Source organism: Actinosynnema sp. NPDC059797 (assembly GCF_042732085.1).
Taxonomy (GTDB): domain Bacteria; phylum Actinomycetota; class Actinomycetes; order Mycobacteriales; family Pseudonocardiaceae; genus Actinosynnema.
In genome coordinates, this window is the sequence record NZ_JBHWIE010000170.1 from 1 (window position 1) to 15769 (window position 15769).

At 69.7% G+C, this 15769-nt stretch carries 20 protein-coding genes and 1 tRNA gene; 5 read left to right on the forward strand and 16 right to left on the reverse strand.

Translation table 11 applies throughout. The annotated features are described in order from the left end of the window. Positions 1 to 91: 91 nt before the first annotated feature. Positions 92 to 2044: a bifunctional copper resistance protein CopD/cytochrome c oxidase assembly protein gene (locus ACFV4N_RS28275; protein WP_499675646.1), complete on the reverse strand. Its 1953-nt coding sequence runs from the start codon at positions 2042 to 2044 to the stop codon at positions 92 to 94. A 79-nt stretch (positions 2045 to 2123) separates the two neighbouring features. Between ACFV4N_RS28275 and ACFV4N_RS28280 the strand changes: the two genes are divergently transcribed. Then, complete coding sequence (locus ACFV4N_RS28280; protein WP_499675647.1) at positions 2124 to 2690, forward strand: DUF3558 family protein; 567 nt, start codon at positions 2124 to 2126, stop codon at positions 2688 to 2690. Here ACFV4N_RS28280 and ACFV4N_RS28285 read toward each other — a convergent pair. After that, on the reverse strand, positions 2656 to 3843 hold the full coding sequence (locus ACFV4N_RS28285; protein ID WP_499675648.1) for an MFS transporter: 1188 nt from the start codon (positions 3841 to 3843) through the stop codon (positions 2656 to 2658). The two genes, ACFV4N_RS28280 and ACFV4N_RS28285, sit on opposite strands and share 35 nt — an antisense overlap. Positions 3844 to 3905: 62 nt before the next feature. Here ACFV4N_RS28285 and ACFV4N_RS28290 point away from each other — a divergent pair, with 62 nt between their 5' ends. Both ACFV4N_RS28290 and ACFV4N_RS28295 read left to right on the forward strand, forming a co-directional pair. Beyond that, a complete protein-coding gene (locus ACFV4N_RS28290; protein WP_499675649.1) occupies positions 3906 to 4958 on the forward strand; it encodes a LacI family DNA-binding transcriptional regulator in 1053 nt (350 codons plus the stop codon). Between the two features lie 125 nt (positions 4959 to 5083). Next, positions 5084 to 5156 (forward strand) — tRNA-Arg (locus ACFV4N_RS28295). Positions 5157 to 5224: 68 nt separating this feature from the next. Here ACFV4N_RS28295 and ACFV4N_RS28300 read toward each other — a convergent pair. From ACFV4N_RS28300 to ACFV4N_RS28365, 14 genes are all read right to left on the reverse strand, one after another. Beyond that, complete coding sequence (locus tag ACFV4N_RS28300; protein WP_499675650.1) at positions 5225 to 6379, reverse strand: site-specific integrase; 1155 nt, start codon at positions 6377 to 6379, stop codon at positions 5225 to 5227. Then, complete coding sequence (locus ACFV4N_RS28305) at positions 6379 to 6558, reverse strand: helix-turn-helix transcriptional regulator (RefSeq protein WP_499675651.1); 180 nt, start codon at positions 6556 to 6558, stop codon at positions 6379 to 6381. Before ACFV4N_RS28305 ends, ACFV4N_RS28300 begins: the two co-directional genes overlap by 1 nt. Beyond that, a complete protein-coding gene (locus ACFV4N_RS28310) occupies positions 6555 to 7892 on the reverse strand; it encodes a replication initiator (RefSeq protein WP_499675652.1) in 1338 nt (445 codons plus the stop codon). The genes ACFV4N_RS28305 and ACFV4N_RS28310 overlap by 4 nt, the downstream gene beginning before the upstream one ends. Positions 7893 to 8021: 129 nt before the next feature. Beyond that, the gene (locus ACFV4N_RS28315; protein ID WP_499675653.1) at positions 8022 to 8909 is read right to left on the reverse strand and encodes a hypothetical protein; all 888 of its coding nucleotides are present in this window, start codon (positions 8907 to 8909) and stop codon (positions 8022 to 8024) included. Positions 8910 to 8932: 23 nt separating this feature from the next. Beyond that, positions 8933 to 9118, reverse strand: a complete 186-nt coding sequence (locus ACFV4N_RS28320) for a hypothetical protein (RefSeq protein WP_499675654.1) — start codon at positions 9116 to 9118, stop codon at positions 8933 to 8935. Further along, on the reverse strand, positions 9119 to 9457 hold the full coding sequence (locus ACFV4N_RS28325; RefSeq protein WP_499675655.1) for a WhiB family transcriptional regulator: 339 nt from the start codon (positions 9455 to 9457) through the stop codon (positions 9119 to 9121). Then, on the reverse strand, positions 9454 to 9921 hold the full coding sequence (locus ACFV4N_RS28330) for a hypothetical protein (RefSeq protein WP_499675656.1): 468 nt from the start codon (positions 9919 to 9921) through the stop codon (positions 9454 to 9456). The genes ACFV4N_RS28325 and ACFV4N_RS28330 overlap by 4 nt, the downstream gene beginning before the upstream one ends. 51 nt (positions 9922 to 9972) lie before the next feature. Then, complete coding sequence (locus ACFV4N_RS28335; RefSeq protein ID WP_499675657.1) at positions 9973 to 11373, reverse strand: cell division protein FtsK; 1401 nt, start codon at positions 11371 to 11373, stop codon at positions 9973 to 9975. Between the two features lie 71 nt (positions 11374 to 11444). Beyond that, positions 11445 to 11663: a hypothetical protein gene (locus tag ACFV4N_RS28340; RefSeq protein WP_499675658.1), complete on the reverse strand. Its 219-nt coding sequence runs from the start codon at positions 11661 to 11663 to the stop codon at positions 11445 to 11447. A gap of 1 nt (position 11664) precedes the next feature. Further along, positions 11665 to 11901: a hypothetical protein gene (locus tag ACFV4N_RS28345; RefSeq protein ID WP_499675659.1), complete on the reverse strand. Its 237-nt coding sequence runs from the start codon at positions 11899 to 11901 to the stop codon at positions 11665 to 11667. A gap of 30 nt (positions 11902 to 11931) precedes the next feature. Then, complete coding sequence (locus ACFV4N_RS28350; RefSeq protein WP_499675660.1) at positions 11932 to 12330, reverse strand: hypothetical protein; 399 nt, start codon at positions 12328 to 12330, stop codon at positions 11932 to 11934. Next, entirely contained in the window at positions 12323 to 12706 is a 384-nt protein-coding gene (locus ACFV4N_RS28355) for a hypothetical protein (protein ID WP_499675661.1), read from the reverse strand. The genes ACFV4N_RS28350 and ACFV4N_RS28355 overlap by 8 nt, the downstream gene beginning before the upstream one ends. Positions 12707 to 12753: 47 nt before the next feature. Further along, positions 12754 to 13014, reverse strand: coding sequence for a hypothetical protein (locus tag ACFV4N_RS28360; protein WP_499675662.1), 261 nt, complete (start codon positions 13012 to 13014; stop codon positions 12754 to 12756). A 272-nt stretch (positions 13015 to 13286) separates the two neighbouring features. Next, a complete protein-coding gene (locus tag ACFV4N_RS28365; RefSeq protein WP_499675663.1) occupies positions 13287 to 13652 on the reverse strand; it encodes a hypothetical protein in 366 nt (121 codons plus the stop codon). 82 nt (positions 13653 to 13734) lie between these two features. On the opposite strand from ACFV4N_RS28365, the gene ACFV4N_RS28370 reads away from it, so the two are divergent. Further along, positions 13735 to 14076, forward strand: a complete 342-nt coding sequence (locus ACFV4N_RS28370; RefSeq protein WP_499675664.1) for a winged helix-turn-helix domain-containing protein — start codon at positions 13735 to 13737, stop codon at positions 14074 to 14076. A gap of 273 nt (positions 14077 to 14349) precedes the next feature. Next, positions 14350 to 15582: a helix-turn-helix domain-containing protein gene (locus ACFV4N_RS28375; protein WP_499675665.1), complete on the forward strand. Its 1233-nt coding sequence runs from the start codon at positions 14350 to 14352 to the stop codon at positions 15580 to 15582. Positions 15583 to 15769: the final 187 nt, after the last annotated feature.

Below are 15769 nucleotides of genomic sequence, written 5' to 3' on the forward strand. Positions count from 1 at the left end.
ATGGTCCGCCACTGCTCATCGCTCAACTCGTGCCTGCGGATCACGACCCAAGATCAAAGCAGACCAACCGCACCCGCTTTGAGGACAGGCCCTAGCCCTTCCCGGACATCTTGCGCAGCATCGCGTTGTAGGCGGCCAGCTCCGCGTCGCCGTCCGCGTCCGCCCGCCGGTCCGCCCGGCGGGCGTCGCGGCTGTCCGACCGCGCCCACTGCACCAGCAGCGCGACCATCACCACCAGCAGCGGCAGCTCCCCCGCCGCCCACGCGATGCCGCCGCCCAGCCGCTGGTCGTCCAGCAGCGACGTCACCCACGGCAGGCCCAGCGAGCGGTAGAAGTCCTCGCCGATCACGGTCTGGGAGCTCATCAGCACGATGCCGAAGAACGCGTGGAACGGGATCGAGGCGAACAGCAGCCCGAGCCTGCCCAGCGGCGGCAGCCGGTTCGGCGACGGGTCGATGCCGATCACCGGCCAGTAGAAGACGTAGCCGACCAGGATGAAGTGGGCGTTCATGGCCAGGTGCGCCCAGTGGTAGTCCAGCGCCCAGTCGAACAGGCCCGAGAAGTACAGGGCGTAGAACGAGCCCACGAACAGCGCCAGCGCCACGAACGGGTTGGTCAGCACCTTCGCCACCGGCGAGTGCACGAACGCCAGCAGCCACTCGCGCGGCCCCGGCGGGTTGCCCCGGCCCGCCGTCGGCAGCGCCCGCATCGCCAGCGTCACCGGGCCGCCCAGCACCAGCAGGATCGGCGCCAGCATGGACAGCAGCATGTGCGCCTCCATGTGGACGCTGAACAGCGCCGGCGCGTACCGGCCCACGCCCGACGACGTGGCGAACAGCACGGTCAGGCAGCCCGCGACCCACGCCACCGTGCGGCCGACCGGCCACGCGTCGCCGCGCTTGCGCAGCCGCCGCACCCCCAGCAGGTAGGCCACCGCCAGCACCACCGCGGCCGTGCCGAAGACCAGGTCGAACCGCCAGTCGAACAGCAGGCGGAACGCCGTGGGCGCGCCGTCCAGGTCGTAGCCGATGCGCAGCTCCACGCGGCTGGGCAGGGTGCGGCCCTCGGCGGGCGGCGGCGTGCGGCTGAGCGCGGCGGCCAGGCCGATGGTGGCGAACATCAGCAGGACCTCGACGCCCGCGAGCTTGAGCAGCGTGCGCCCGGACCCCGTGGCGACGACCTGCTTCACGCCGCGCTCGCGCTGGAACCAGCCGATCACGCCCAGCACCGCCAGGGCGAGCGTCTTGCCGAGCAGCAGCAGGCCGTAATCGCTGGTGAACAGCTGGCTCAGCGGCAGCCGCACCCACGCGTTGACCACGCCCGAGACGGCCATCACGATCCAGCAGACCAGGGCCAGCCGGGAGAACCGGGTGGTCGCCAGGGCCAGGTGGGCGCCGCCCCGGCGGCCGTGCGCGAGCAGGGCGATCAGGCCGCCGACCCACAGCGCCGCCGCGAGCAGGTGGTACAGCAGGCTGTTCGTGGCCACGTCGTGCGAGCCGCCGCCCGAGGAGTGCCCGGTCACCGCGACCGGCACCAGGGCGAACAGGGACAGGAAGAACAGCGCCGTCGTCCAGCCCCACGACAGCACCAGCCGGCAGCCCAGGGCCAGCAGCGCCACGATCACGGCCGTGACCACCCACGCCTTGGACTGCTCCACCAGCCCCGCCACCTGGAACAGCACCGAGGGCTCCAGGAACGTGGTCACCGGCTGGCCCAGCGCGTCCGCCACCGTGAACGGCACGGCGAGCACCGCGCCCAGCGTCCACACCAGGGCGCCCCACGCGGCCGTGCGCAACGCCGCGTAACCGTCGGCGGCCAGCGTGCCGCTGTCCTGCGGTGGGACCAGGAACGCCGCCAGCAGCAGGGAGCCGATGGTCACCACCGCCGCCGACTCGGTCAGCACCCGCACCACCATCAGGCCCGACGTGTCCCCGCCGGTCAGCGCCAGCAGGCCCGCCGTCAGCAGCGCGGCTATGGTCGCGCCGACGACCAGCAGGGGGATCAGACCGGTGCGCTGGGTTCGGGTGGGCGCTTCAGTGGTCACGGCACGAGCGTAGGCGGCCCGGGTGGGCTGCCACCAACCGCCGGACGTGCGCAGATCACACCCACTACCGTTGCCGGGCGTGACCGGTTCCCGCTCGGCGCTCCTGGCCGCCCTCGTCCTGCTCCTGTCCGGGTGCAGCTACTCGATCAACGGCACGGCCGTGCCCGGCGCCGGCGAGGCGTCCTCCGCGCCGGCGTCGAACGCCGCCGGCGCGCCGCGGGTCGCGCGACCCCGGACGGTGGTCGGCGTGGAGCCGTGCGGGCTGCTCACCGAGGACGACCTGCGGTCGATCGGGCCGTTCAAGAAGGAGCCCGCGCGCAAGGACGACCTGATCCAGGAGTCGTGCCAGTACGTGCTGGACGACGGCTCGTTCGCGGGCCGCACCGTCGTCGCCGCGCTCTACCAGAAGTACCAGGACGTGCGGTCCCGGCAGCCCAAGGGCCACGAGGTGGTGGTCGAAGGGCACTCCGCGTGGGTGTTCTGCGAGGCGAGCGGCGGTTCGATGGCGTGCACGGCGACGCTGGCCGTGAACGCCAACCGCAGCGTCCTGGTGGCGATGACCCAGCCCGGCGGCGAGGCCGAGCAGATGCTGTCGGTGATGCAGCCGCTGCTCAAGGCCGCGATGAGCCGACTGCCCGCCGCGTGAGCTCGCGGTCCCGGGAGCGCCGCGCCAGCCACACCGCGGGCACCATCATGGCGATGACGAACGCCACGAAGCCCAGCGACACCGAGAGGTTGCTCACGTGGGCGATGCCGCCGACCAGCGGCGGGCCCACCAGGAAGCCGGTGTAGGCGACCGTCGTCACCAGGCCGATCTCGCGCTCGCCGCCCGTGCCGTCCTCGCGGCGGCCCGCGTCGCCCGCCAGGTCCATGACCACCGGGAAGGCGAACGCCAGCCCCAGGCCGACGAAGCCGAACCCGACGTAGCCGGTCGCCGCGACCGGGACCAGCACGACCAGCGCCAGGCCCGCCGCGGCCACCAGCGCCCCGCCCGCGAGCAGGCGGTACGGGCCCAGCCGGCGCTGCACGGCCTCGCCGAACAGGCGGGCGGCGGCCATCGCGATGGAGAAGCCGACGTAGGCGGCCGCGGCGGCGCTCTCGCTCAGGCCGCGCTCGCCGACGAAGAACAGCGCCGACCAGTCGGACGTGGCGCCCTCGGCGATCGCGGAGAACAGGGTGATCGTCGCCAGCAGCCACAGCAGCGGGCGCTTGAGGACCGGGCGGTCGTCCGCGGGCGAGCCGGCCGCCTCGCCGGTCGCGCCCGGCACGGCCCGCAGCACCCAGGCGATGGTGATCGCGCCGACCGCGGCGACGGTGAGCAGGTGGCGGGTGAGGTCCCAGCCGACGCCCGCCGCGAGGGCCGCGCCGAGCGAGCCGACCAGGCCGCCGACGCTGAAGCCCGCGTGGAACTGCGGCATCAGCGGGCGGTCCAGGGCGCGGGTGACGGCGACCGCGGCGACGTTCATGCCCACGTCCAGCATCGCGCCGCACGAGCCGATCACGAGCAGGATCAGGCCGAGCTGGAGCGGCGTCGTGGCCAGGGTGAGGGAGGGCACCGCCACGACCGTGACGGCCGCGCCCGCCAGGACCAGGCTGCGCGCGCCGACCCGCGCGCAGACCCGGGCGGCGAACGGCGCGGTGAGCGCGAGGCCGATGCTCGCGCCCAGCAGGGCCAGCCCCAGGGTCGCCTCGGTCGCGCCGACCTGGTTGGCCAGCGCGGGCATGCGGGCGGCCCAGGAGAGGAACATCGCCCCGTTGAACAGGAACACCGCGAAGACGGCGAGGCGTGGCGTCGGCATGGCGACGAGTCTGACTGAAGCGCTTCAGAACGTCCACCTGAATACCTGGTTACGCTCCTCACGTGGACCGCCCCCGGAAGCCGACGCTCGACACGGTCGCCAGCGCCGTCGGCGTGTCGCGCGCGACGGTCTCCAACGCCTACAACCGGCCCGACCAGCTCTCCGCGGCGTTGCGCGAGCGCATCCTGGCCGCCGCCGCCTCGCTCGGGTACGCGGGGCCGGACCCGGTCGCGCGCAGCCTCGCGACCAGGCACAGCGCGGCCGTCGGGTTCATGCTCGGGCAGCAGCTGTCCGCGTCGTTCTCCGACCCGGCGCTGTCGATCGTGCTCGACGGGCTGGCCTCGACCGTGGACGGGCACGACCACTGCCTGGTGCTGATGCCGGGCCGCGACCGGGGCGGGCCCCGACCCGAGACCGTGGCGCGGGCGCAGGCCGACGTCGTGGTGGCGTACTCGCTGCCGGACGACGCGCCGGCCCTGGTCGCCGTGCGGGCGCGCGGGCTGCCGATGGTGGTGATCGACCAGCCCGTGCTGCCGGACACCGCGCGGGTCGAGGTGGACGACCTAGGCGGGGCGCGACTGGCCGCCGCGGCGCTGCGCGACCTGGGGCACCGGCGGTTCGGCGTGCTGACCTTCGCGCTGCGCCCGGACGGGCACGCCGGCCCCGTGTCGGCCGAGCGGTTGGCCGCGGCGCCGTTCCGGGTCACCCGGGACCGGCTGCACGGGTACCTGGAGGTGACCGGCCCGCAGCCGATCTGGGAGTGCGCGCGCAGCAGCCGCGAACTGGGGCGCGAGGGCGCGCGCGAGCTGCTGTCCGCCACCCCCCGGCCGACGGCGCTGCTGTGCGCCTCGGACGAACTGGCGTTCGGGGCGCTCCAGGCGGTGCGCGACCTCGGGCTGCGGGTACCCCACGACGTGTCCGTGGTGGGTTTCGACGACGTGCCGGCGGCCGCCCACGCGGACCCGCCGCTGACTACGGTGCGTCAACCCCTGGTGGAGAAGGGGCGGCGCGCGGGCGAACTGGCACTGCGCCTGCTGGACGGCGCCAGACCCGGAGGGCCGACAAGACTGCCCGTTTCCCTGGTTTCGCGCGACTCGACAGCGGCTCCGGCGTGATGCACGTCACTTTTTGGCCGTTCTGATCAGTCTTCCGGCGCCGGACGGAAACGCGAAGCATCGTCTGGACGATGTGTCCGGTGGGGCAGGCCGCGCGGCTACCGCACGTGGTCAACGCCCCGAGCGCCTCCGTAGCTCAGTGGAGAGAGCGAGGGACTTCTAATCCCGAGGTCGCAGGTTCGAATCCTGCCGGGGGCACAGCAGTGCAGGTAGTGACGGCGGGGCCGATCACCGGTCAAGATCGGCCCACGTCAAACCCACATGATTCACTTCTCCGGCCCGAGACCTTCCAGGGCGTCGGCCGCCGCTTGGCCGACCGTCTTGCGGATCATGTAGACGTCCTGGGTCATGCTCACCTGAGCGTGGCCGAGGTAGTCCGCAATCTCTCGCGCCGACAGCCCGGCCTGGTCGAGCCTGGTCGCCACCAGGTGCCGGAAGGCGTGCGGGTGGAGCCCTTCCCAGGCCGTTTCGGCCAGTACCCGGCGCAGGCTCTTGCGGGTGTTGTCGGGATCGCGCAGCGAGCCGTTGCCCGAGGCGAACACCCATTCGGCCGAGGCGTCCGCCCGCCGCTTGGCCAGCACCTCAGCCGCCCAGGTCGGGACTTTGATCGTGCGCATCCCCGCCGAGGACTTCGTGTGCGGTTGGACAAGCAGGCCGGAGCCGGTCTCGCGGATCACCGTGCCTTCCAACCGGAGCGTCCGAGCGTCCGCGTCGATCCGTGACCAGTCGAGCGCCAGCAGCTCCCCGATCCGGGCGCCGGTCGCGGCCAGCACGTCGACCAGGTCCACGAGGTCGGCTCGCGCCGCCGCCGGGGAGGCGACCAGGAACGCGCGCAGGCCCAGGTACTCGTCCCACGTGATCTCGGTGAGCTTCTTCGGCTCCTGCCGGGCCTTCTTGCTCGTGCCGAGCGCGCCGATCTCCCGAACCGGGTTGGTGTCCAGCGCACCGTAGCGCACGGCCAAGCCCATGATGCCGGTGAGCACCACCTTCGCGTGTCGGGCGCTGCCCAGGCCCGCCCGGTCCCGGATGGCCCTGAGCACCCGTTCGGCAGTCGCCACGGTCACCTCCCGCACGGTCAGTTCCCCGACCGCTTGAACCAGGTCACGGGTCCAGGTCTCCCGGTAGGTCCGCTTGGTCCGCAGTGCCTTGCCCGATTCGTCCAGCTCCCGCAGCCACATGTCCGCGACGGCGGTGATCCTGGTCTTGTCGGTGACCTCCTCCCCCACCACGGCGCGGGCGCGGTCGCGGAGGGCCACCTTGAGGTTGTTCTTGGCGTTGGTCTCGCTCCTGCCCACCCGTTCTACCGGGCGCAACACGCCGTCGTAGTCGCGGTAGTTCGTGATCGCCCGGTACTTGCCGCTGCGCATCGGGTAGCACCTGATCTCCCCGTGCGTGCCGACCGGCAGCCGTGGCCGCGCCATCAGGACACCCCGCTGGGCTGCGCGTCGACCCAGGCCCGCACGTCGTCCGGGACGAACCGCACGTACTTGCCGATGCGCTTGCCGGGCGGACCGTACTTCTTGGTGCGCCACTGGTAGAGGGTGTTGATCGGGACGTCCAGGAAGTCGGCGACCTCCTTCATCCCCCAGAGCTTGGTCATGCGGCTGCCTCCTGTTCGTACTTGCGTTTGCGCTGCTCACGGGTTCGTTCTGCGATGGCCAGGGCCAGTTCGCGTTCGGCGTCGTTGCGGTGGCCGGAGCCGGTGTAGGTCCAGTCGTGGACCAGCAGAACCGTGTCGGGTTCGTGGCCGAGGCGGTCGAGGAGTTCGACCGTGCGGAACGCGCGTCGTTCCTCACGGATGGCCTTGAAGCTGGTCGAGTAGGTCGGCGACTTCGACAGGAAGTGCCCGCGGAAGGCGAGCATGTGCGCCCAGCGGCGCAGGTTGAGCTTGGCGAACTCGTCACGGCCGCCGAGGTCCCAAGCAGTTTGGATGATGCGGCGGTGGTGGTCTGAGACCCGCAGGTGGTCGATGTCGAGTTGGGAGCGGATCGGCCGGTCGGCGGCTTCGCTCTTGCCGGTGCCCTTGGTGGCGTACTTGGCGACGTACCCGGCGAGCCGGGTTTCGCTGATCTCGCCGTTCTCTTCGACCTCGTGCGTCGAGGTGGGCCGGATGCGGCGCACGTCGACCTGTGCGCCCCAGCGCAGGGTCATGGTGGAGCCGTCCGGGCGTTCCTGGTCGACCTCGACCGACCGGGCGGCGGCGGTCACGGCGTGCTCGACCAGTTCGGCGGTCGCCCAGGCCGGGGCGGGGTCGGTGGGACCGGCGGGGCCGTCGACGCGGATGACGGCGTGGAAGTGGACCAGGCCGCGCCGCTGGTACTCGGCCACCTTGGCGTAGGAGACGCGGGCGTGGTGGCGGAACTCGCGCACGGTCAGCCCGGCGGCGCGGGCGAGGGCGCGGCGCAGGGCGATGGTGAGGCGGTGCCACAGCTTGCCCGCGTTGGCCTGCCAGAGCACCGAGCCCACGTAGTCGTAGGTGCCGGGATCGAGCGGCGCGCCCAGGCGCGGGTCTGCGTCGTGGTGGTAGTCGCCGCACGCACAGGGGCGGCGCTTGCCGGTGCGGGTGGTGGGCTGGTTGTGGACCGGCCCGAACGACGGTGCGGTGACGGTGGCGAACAGCCGCGGCTTCTCTGTGACCGTGGTCGGGACGCCCTTGGAGCCGCCGGAGAGTCCGGCGTGCATCAGGTGGTAGGCGTCGGCGGCGTATCGGTCGGAGCAGGCCGGGCAGACCGACTCGCGGCGGTTGCCGCAGGGCACCAGGACGTCACCGCCGTGCCAGTCGAGCAGGGCGCCGGTGGTTGCGTGCTGGACCTGCCAGCTGCCGGCCAGCCGGACGGGTTGGGCGCATCCGCCGGTGGCGGTGACCTTGTCGCGCCAGTCGCGGTAGTCGGAGGCGCGCAGGCGGGCGGTGATGCGGTCTTCCAGGGTGAACAACGAGGCACCTCCTTCGGGGCTGTAGGGCTGTCAGGGGCCGGAACGACGAAGGGCGGGCACGACCGGGGAGTGGTCGTGCCCGCCCCATGTGGAGCGACCGGCCGCAGGGGTGGCGGTCGGTGCTCGTGGTCAGGCGGCGAGCTGGTCGGCGACGCGGGCGGCGAAGGCGTCCGGGACGCCCAGGAGCTGACCGACTTCGTGGGCGTCGAGCGGGCGGCCCAACTCGCCGATGCGGGTAGTCAGGGCGTGGCTCATGTGCGGCGGCAACCGCAGCGCGGAGACCGCCTGGACCGGATCGACGGCGGGCGCGGGCACCGGAGCGTGCTCCGCGACGGGTCGAGCCATCGGGGCATCAAGGGACGGGTCGTCAGCCGCGGAAGTGTCAACGGCCGGAGCGGGGTCGACGGGCGGTGCGGTGTCGACGTGCGCCGGGAGGGCTTTGAGGGCGTTGTCGCGGGCGGTGATGCAGCGGGCCTGCATGACCGGCATGACTTCGGCGAGCAGGAACACCACGAGCGGGATGAGCAGGTGCAGGAAGACGTTGCCGGACTTGATCGGGCCGGTTGACGGGGTGAGCGCCGACCAGACGTTGGTGATCAGGGTCGCGGCGAGCAGGACCCACTTCAGCCCGCCGACCCAGCGGCTGTTGATCTCGATTCCGGCGGCGATCATCTGCGCTTCCCAGCGCAGGAGGTTGATCAGGATTCCGGCGAGGGCGGGTTCGACCAGCCAGGCTCCCCACCACAGGGGGTCGGTGACGGGGAGCGTTCCGGCGAGGAAGTCGTGAACCCCGGTGGTGGTGAAGCCCAGGCCCACGGCGAGGAAGAACCACATGGTGCGGGTGACCGAAACGCGGAAGCGTTCGGCGGTGACCGCGCCCAACAGCGGGTCGGCGGACAGGGCGTGCACGTCGTGCGCTTCGGCGAGCTTGTGACGCAGTCGGCGCACCGCGCGGGTCCCCGACCGGTCGGGCTGGTCGGCCGGGGAGCCCGCGGGCTTGGTACGGCGCAGCTTCACGACGGTGCACCTCCTTTCAAGGGCTACTGGCCGCGTGCGGCGCGCAGCAGCAGGCGGGCCAGGGCGGACAGGACCAGGGCGAGCACGAGCGCACCGAGCCAGCCGAACAGCGCCCACATGACCACCAACGACACGACCGCGACCGCCAGGACTCCGGCGAGACGGGGAAGGGTGGTGCGCTTGACGGGAATGACGACCTGGAGCTGCATCTACGCCACGTCCTTTCGGGACTGTTCGCGGTTGCGGGGGTAATAGGTCTGGTTGCGGGTGGAAGCGGTCTGTCCGCCGACGACGCCGGAGGCGTAGAAGCGGCGGGACCGAGTGGCCGACTCCCAGGCGTGGTTGTCGGCGCGGCACCGGTCGAGCACCGGGCATCCGGCGCACACCGCCAGGGCGTCGGCGGAGGTGGCGGAGGTGAAGAACGTCTCGGTGTCCTGGTCAGCGCACGCGGCGTCGGCACGCCACACCGGGGGTCGTCCGGAGGGGCCGAACAGGGCGAGCATGAGCGCCCGGTGTCCGACGTAGCCGGGGTGGTCGGTGGGGTTCACGCCGCCACCTCCGCACCGGTCGAGGCGGCACGAGAGGCGGCGACCAGGTGGGCGACCTCGTCGAAGGTGGCCGTGTCGGTGGCGTGTTCGGCCAGCCGGAACGCACCGGCCAGCGTGACGACCCGGGTGGGGCCGAGGTCGACCACCCGCGCGGCCAGCCCGGACAGCGGCACCGAGCAGGCCAGGCCGAGGCAGACGCCCCCAGCTGTGCGTCCGGTCGCGGCCAGGGCCAGGACGCCGCCGGGACGGTGGGTCCAGGCCAGGCTGATCCCGTGCAGGCCGGTGCACCACAGCAGCGCGGCGGCGAGCAGGTCCGGCGGGGTGCCGGTGGTGAACTCGGCGTGCGCGGAGCGGGACCGGGTGGAGATCACGAGCCGGTCCGGGCGGGGCAGGTGACGGGAACGCATCAGCCCGTAGAGGGTGCGGAAGATGCGGTCCAGCGAGCGGGAACCGTTGGCGGGCATGGCAAACAGACCTCCCTTTCAGGTAGGCGAGGCGAGCGGGGTAGGGGTGGGTCAGGAGACGGCGCGCAGACCCGGGGTGCGGACGAACGAGACCAGCTCGTCAAGCTGGGCGTCGTCGGTGTAGGCGATGCGCACCCGGCGCGGCTGGGGACGCCGCGGGGCCTTGGCGAAGCCGATTCCGGCGGTGTCCTCACCCTCGGGGATCTCGTCGGCGACCGCGCCGCGCTTGCGCATCCCGTCCCCCAGGACCATGTCCGGGTGGCCCGAGTCGGTGACCCGCAGGCACACCCGGTGCGGCAGCAGCTCCCGGATCGGCACGGTGTCCTTGGTGGGCTCCTGCACAAACGCCTCCAACACGTCGTGCGTGGTGCGGCCCATCGAGGCGATGATCGCGGCCTTCTCGGTGATCGAGTGCGCGTAGTCCGGGCGGTAGGCCATCATGTAGCCGATTTCGTCGAAGATCAGCCAGTCGACCGGGTACTCCTCCGACAACGGGGCCTTGCGCAGCTTTTCGCGCTGCATCCGCTTTTGCTTGCGCTCCATGTTGACCACGAACGCCTCTATCAGCTCGTGGGCGTCGGTCGGGTTGTCGGCGTAACGGCCGTCGAGAATGGGCTTGGCCCAGGCCCACTCCAGCATCTTCGGGTCGATGACCCACGGCCGGACCAGACCGGCGCGGATCAACGGGGCTGCCTGCCGCAACCGTTGCGCCGGGATCGAGTTCTTACCCGCACCGGTCGCACCGGCCCGCAGGAAGTGCGTGCCGAACAGCGGCTCGCAGTAGTCGCGGCCGAACTCGTCCTCACCCAGGTACAACGACTTCGGATCGACGTCGGCGACCTCCTCGGGCATGTCCGGTGACGGGATCAGGTGTGTGAACGGCTCGTCACGCTGCACGATCAACACCACCTCACCGGGTTCACCGCGTTCGACCGCCACCCGCTGGGCCTTGAGCGTGTCAGCCAACTCTTCGGCCTTGTCGACCACCGACCGCACTGACTGCCCCGGCACGAGCTTGACCCGAACGGTGTCGATCGAGGGCGACCACGACCGCACCCCCATCACCCGGGGCACCAACACCCGACCTGTGCGGGAGTGGGTGCGGGTCAGGTCGCAGGCCGCCATCAGATCCGCCCACCGACGCCCGACGTAGGCACCGGCCCAGCGCCGACGCCAGGACCGCAGCAGCGGCGCGGCGATCGTGTCGAAGGTGTCGGGGTGGCCCCGGTACCACGCGCCCATGCCCGCCCCGACCACACCGGCCGCCATGCCTACCGGGGTGGGGCCGAACTTGTCCATGGCCGCCGCCACCGCGATCGGGGCACCGGTCATGCCGGGGTGGCGCACCATCCACACCACCGCCCGGAACTCCGCACCGGGATTGCGCCGGGAACGGCCTCTCGATTTGCGAAACATCATGTGTCCCTTCTGTTCAGACCCGGTTGTGCGCAAGGCCCGGACACGGCAACGGCCGACCACCCACGTGAACAGGAGTGGTCGGCCGCACCGAGTCCGGACGCGCGTTACTCGCTCTTCGACTTCTTCTTGCGCTTGGCCGCGTTCTCGTCCAACATGCCCCGCGCATAGGACAAGGCCGTGGTCAACGTCGCCACGTCCTTGGTGAACTCGTCGTGCAGCTTCTTGAACCCCTCACGACGCGCCGGGATGCCTTTCACCGCGTCCCGCAACTGCGTCATGGCCGTGTTGATCTCGCTGATGGCGTTGTCCAACTGGAGCGACACGTCACACCTTCCACTCGCGGGACTTCAGTTCCGCCTCGTACTTCTGCGCCTGCGCCTTGAGCGCCTCCAAGCTGCGCAACGCCTTCTCCAGCATCATGCGCAACTCGTCGGGCTTGGCGACCCGCCACGAACCCGCCGGAACATTGGACACCTTCATGCGGCCGATCAGCTTCCGCACCTGCGGGAACTGCTCCGTGGTGAAATCGATCGCGCCGACGAACTCGCCGTACCTCTTCACCGCCCGAGCGTTCAGAATCTCTGCCACCGGTCACGCTCCCTTCTGATTAGCCGCAGCGGCCCACGTCTGGGGCACCCGCAACGCGGCCCACCGGCTCAGCGTCTTCTTGGTCGACAACGGCACGTTGACCCAGGTCACCGAGATACGGACCGCGCCGCACAGCATGGTTTTCGTCTTGCCGCCGCGGGTGAACATGCCGCTGTCGAGCAGTTGCAGCACCACCCCGGCCTCCCACAACGGCACCGGCCGCATCCGGATCGAGTCCACCAATTGGTAGACCTTCGACTTCGCGCCGAGCAGGTACGTCGTGCCGTCGACCGCACGTTGGGCGATCATGCGCACCTGCTCCATGTCGTTGCTGATCCGCCGCGACGTGTCCTTCGACAGCGGCACGTCCGGAACCTCGTTGCCGAACAGGTCCTCACTCACCGGGACCACCGCCGTTCCGCATGGACACGAACCGGCGCAACAGGTCCAACTCGATTGGTTCCCCATACGCAGATCGCGGCAGCTCCAGCCAGCCGAGCAGGCCGGGCACCACGTTCCACACAGTCGCCGTACCGCTTCCCAGCGAACCCGTCACGTAGACGAACGCCTGCCCCTTGATGTCCGACACCGTGACACACTGATTCGTCAGGCTGTCCGCCCACGCCAACAGATCCACCGCGGACGCATCATGAACAAGCTGCAAGTCGTTTCCCTGCACCCACACCGGATGCAGGTGCGGATTGGCGGTCAGGTGCTGCGCCACCGCGAACAGCAGCGCGGCCTGCCGCAACGCTGGAGTTACCTCCACCATCGCCACACCGACTCCCTTCCAAACGCACAACAGGTCTCAGAACCGTTTCGCGTCTACGCCGAAACCTCGATCACCTGCACCGTGCGCGTGTTCCCGTCGCACTCCAGATCGAGCCGACGAGAACCCAGCGCGAACTCACCGGCATCGATCAGGGCGGACACCAACTTCCCCTCCCACAACGGGACCGCCTCCATCTTCCGCTGCGACAACATGCGGTAAACACGAGGCAGAGGAACCGCCATCACGTAAGGGTGATCACTCCGCGCCTTGTCCACCACCGAGACAACACCGTCAAGCCTGGCCACATAGATCACTTCCTCCGTTTTCGGGACGCACGGCAGGTGTCAGGACCGTTCTGCACACCCCTGACACCACCGAACATCCCGGCGAAAATCGCCAGGAAAGCGCCGGATTCAGGCAAGTCTCTATCCACTGTGGAATTCTCAAACAACAAGACCGCACGCCCTTACGCCCGACTCGAACGGGCAGCACACCAATCCAGTGGACGAACGCAGGTCACACGCACCACCGGCCCGACTCGAACGGGCCACCGGCCTACCGGGCGGGGCAACCAAGCATCAGAACGTCAGGCCGCAGCCGAGGACCGCACACGCGGCACCAACGCCACCGCCCGGAACGACAAGCCCGCACCGAAGTCGTTCGACCACATCGACACCGTCGGGTCCACCAGGTCCACCCGGTCCCCCTCCTCAAAGCCGTCACCGGGGTCCGTCGTCAGCGTCACCGCGATCTCGTCACCCTTGCCCCGACGACCGGACGGCCCTGCCGGCGGCTTGGCGAACAGGCGCACCACGAACAACTGCGCACCGTCCCGGTCCGTCGCCGGAACCTCCTGCTTGGTCTGCTCGTCCATCCGCATCTTCAGCGTCGGAACCTCGGTGATCTGAAGCGTGTAACCGTCCAACAGGACCGGGATGTTGCTGAGAGCCACGGTGTCCTCCTCAATCGGTCTGACATAGATCAGACTACTCTGACATAGGTCAGTGTGGTTCAGTGCCCCTTAGACTTAGGACGTGGATGCGACGCCTGGTCTTGCGGCTTACGAACGAGTGGTTCAGTCGATCAAGGACGAGATCGCGTCCGGACGGCTTGCCCCCTTGGAGAAACTGCCGGGCAACCGGAAGCTCGCCGAAGAGCACGGAGTCGCCCTGGCGACGCTTCAGAAGGCACTCAAGGTTCTGCAAGACGAAGGCTGGGTAACCTTGAGGCCCGCTGTTGGCGTGTTCGTTAACGCCGAGCCGGCGCAAGTCCACAAGATCGATGTCCAAACGATCATCAACCAGCTTGATCAGCTTCAGGCCACCGTGGAGGCCTTGGCAGAGCGGGTGAGTCGCCTCGAAGAACGAAGCGCCTGAAGTCCGGCTGATCCTCAAGGCGCTGCAGGCGCTGATCCGTCTTCGTGACCAGGGCTTGGATGCGGTGTATCCGATGGCTGATCACTTGGAGGTCGTCAGGTGTGGCATCCATGCTTCAAGCATCGACTTCAGCGCAGCGTAACCACAGTGTTGCGTTAGGTGTCAGAGGTGGTGACACGGTGACAAGGCCGCATCACCACCGTGACACCTGCCGTCACCCGCAGGCCGGTGACACACTCGAAGCAGGTAGAGGACAGGCCAGGAGGTAGCGCAATGGCTGGTGACGTCCCGAGTTGGGCGCGGCGCATCCGAGCGCTGCGCGAAGCCCGCGGCTGGTCTCAAGCTGAAGCCGCCGAGCAGATGCGCCAGCACACCGATGAAGCGCTTCCCGACCCTGATCACTTGGTCCGACGCTGGAAGGCGTGGGAGCGGGGCGAGAACAAGCCGAGCCAGCACTACGCGCCGATCATTGCCGCCGCACTCCACACCGTCACCACAGCCCTGTTCCCACCTGAGAACCGCACCGACTCTGGACTGGAGATCGTGAACGCGACAGGCATGGACACCATGGAAATCGTGTCCCGCTTGCAGGCGTCCTCGATCAACGAGGCGACGTTGCAGGCCCTGCGCATCACAGTCGATCGACTCTGCTCCGAGTACGCCCACAGCCGTCCTGACGAGTTGGTGATCGAGGGACGACGATGGTTGCGCCGCATCGTGGAGATGCAAGAACAGCGCCTCAGCTTCTCCCAACGACGAGACACTCTGGAGTTGGCTGGTTGGCTTGCGCTGTTGGTGGGGTGCCTTGAGTACGACATGGGCGATCGACGGGCCGCCGAAGCCACACGGCGTGCCGCGCTCAACCTCGGGCAAGAGGTCGGCAGCGCGGGCATCCTCGGGTGGGCTCACGAGATGAAGGCATGGTTCTCCCTCACCTCTGGCGATTACAGAGGAGTGGTGGCCGCAGCGCAGGCCGGGCAGGCCGTGTCGGGCAACCACTCCGTTGGTGTTCAACTGATCGCACAGGAAGCCAAGGCGTGGGCACGCATGGGCCGCCAACTCGAGATGGAGAACGCACTTGAGCGAGGCCGCGTGCTCCTGGACTCGATGCCCTACCCGGACAACATCGACAACCACTTCGTGGTGGACCCGCTGAAGTTCGACTTCTACGCGATGGACTGCTACCGCCACGTCGGTGATGACCGCTTGGCAAGCACTCTGGCCGATGAGGTCATCCGGGGAGCAACCGACTTCAACGGGTTCGAGCGTGCTCCCATGCGGATCGCGGAAGCCCGGATCACCTTGGGCGTGGCCGCAGCTCGTGAGGGCGACCTAGAAGGAGCAGTGACATTTGGCCGACGAGCCCTGTCAGGTGAACGACGGTCGCTGCCCTCTCTAGCAATGGTGTCCCAGGACTTGGCTGCTGTGCTCAGTGACCGCTTCTCAGGCGAAGCCGAGGCCGAGTCGTACCTAGACCAGCTACGAGAGATCCGCCGCACGTACTGACGGTGTGTTCAGAGTTTCTTTTCTTCATCAAGGCGGCCCCCTCCGGGGGCCGCTGGCCGTTGGTGCCAGGCCGATGTCGAAGGACCGACGCCCCTGTAGTGAGGCCCACCCAAGCAGGTCCAGCCGCCCCCCCGGCCCCCCCCACACGGACGGCGACCGAACCCACATACGGGGAGAACCGGCAAAC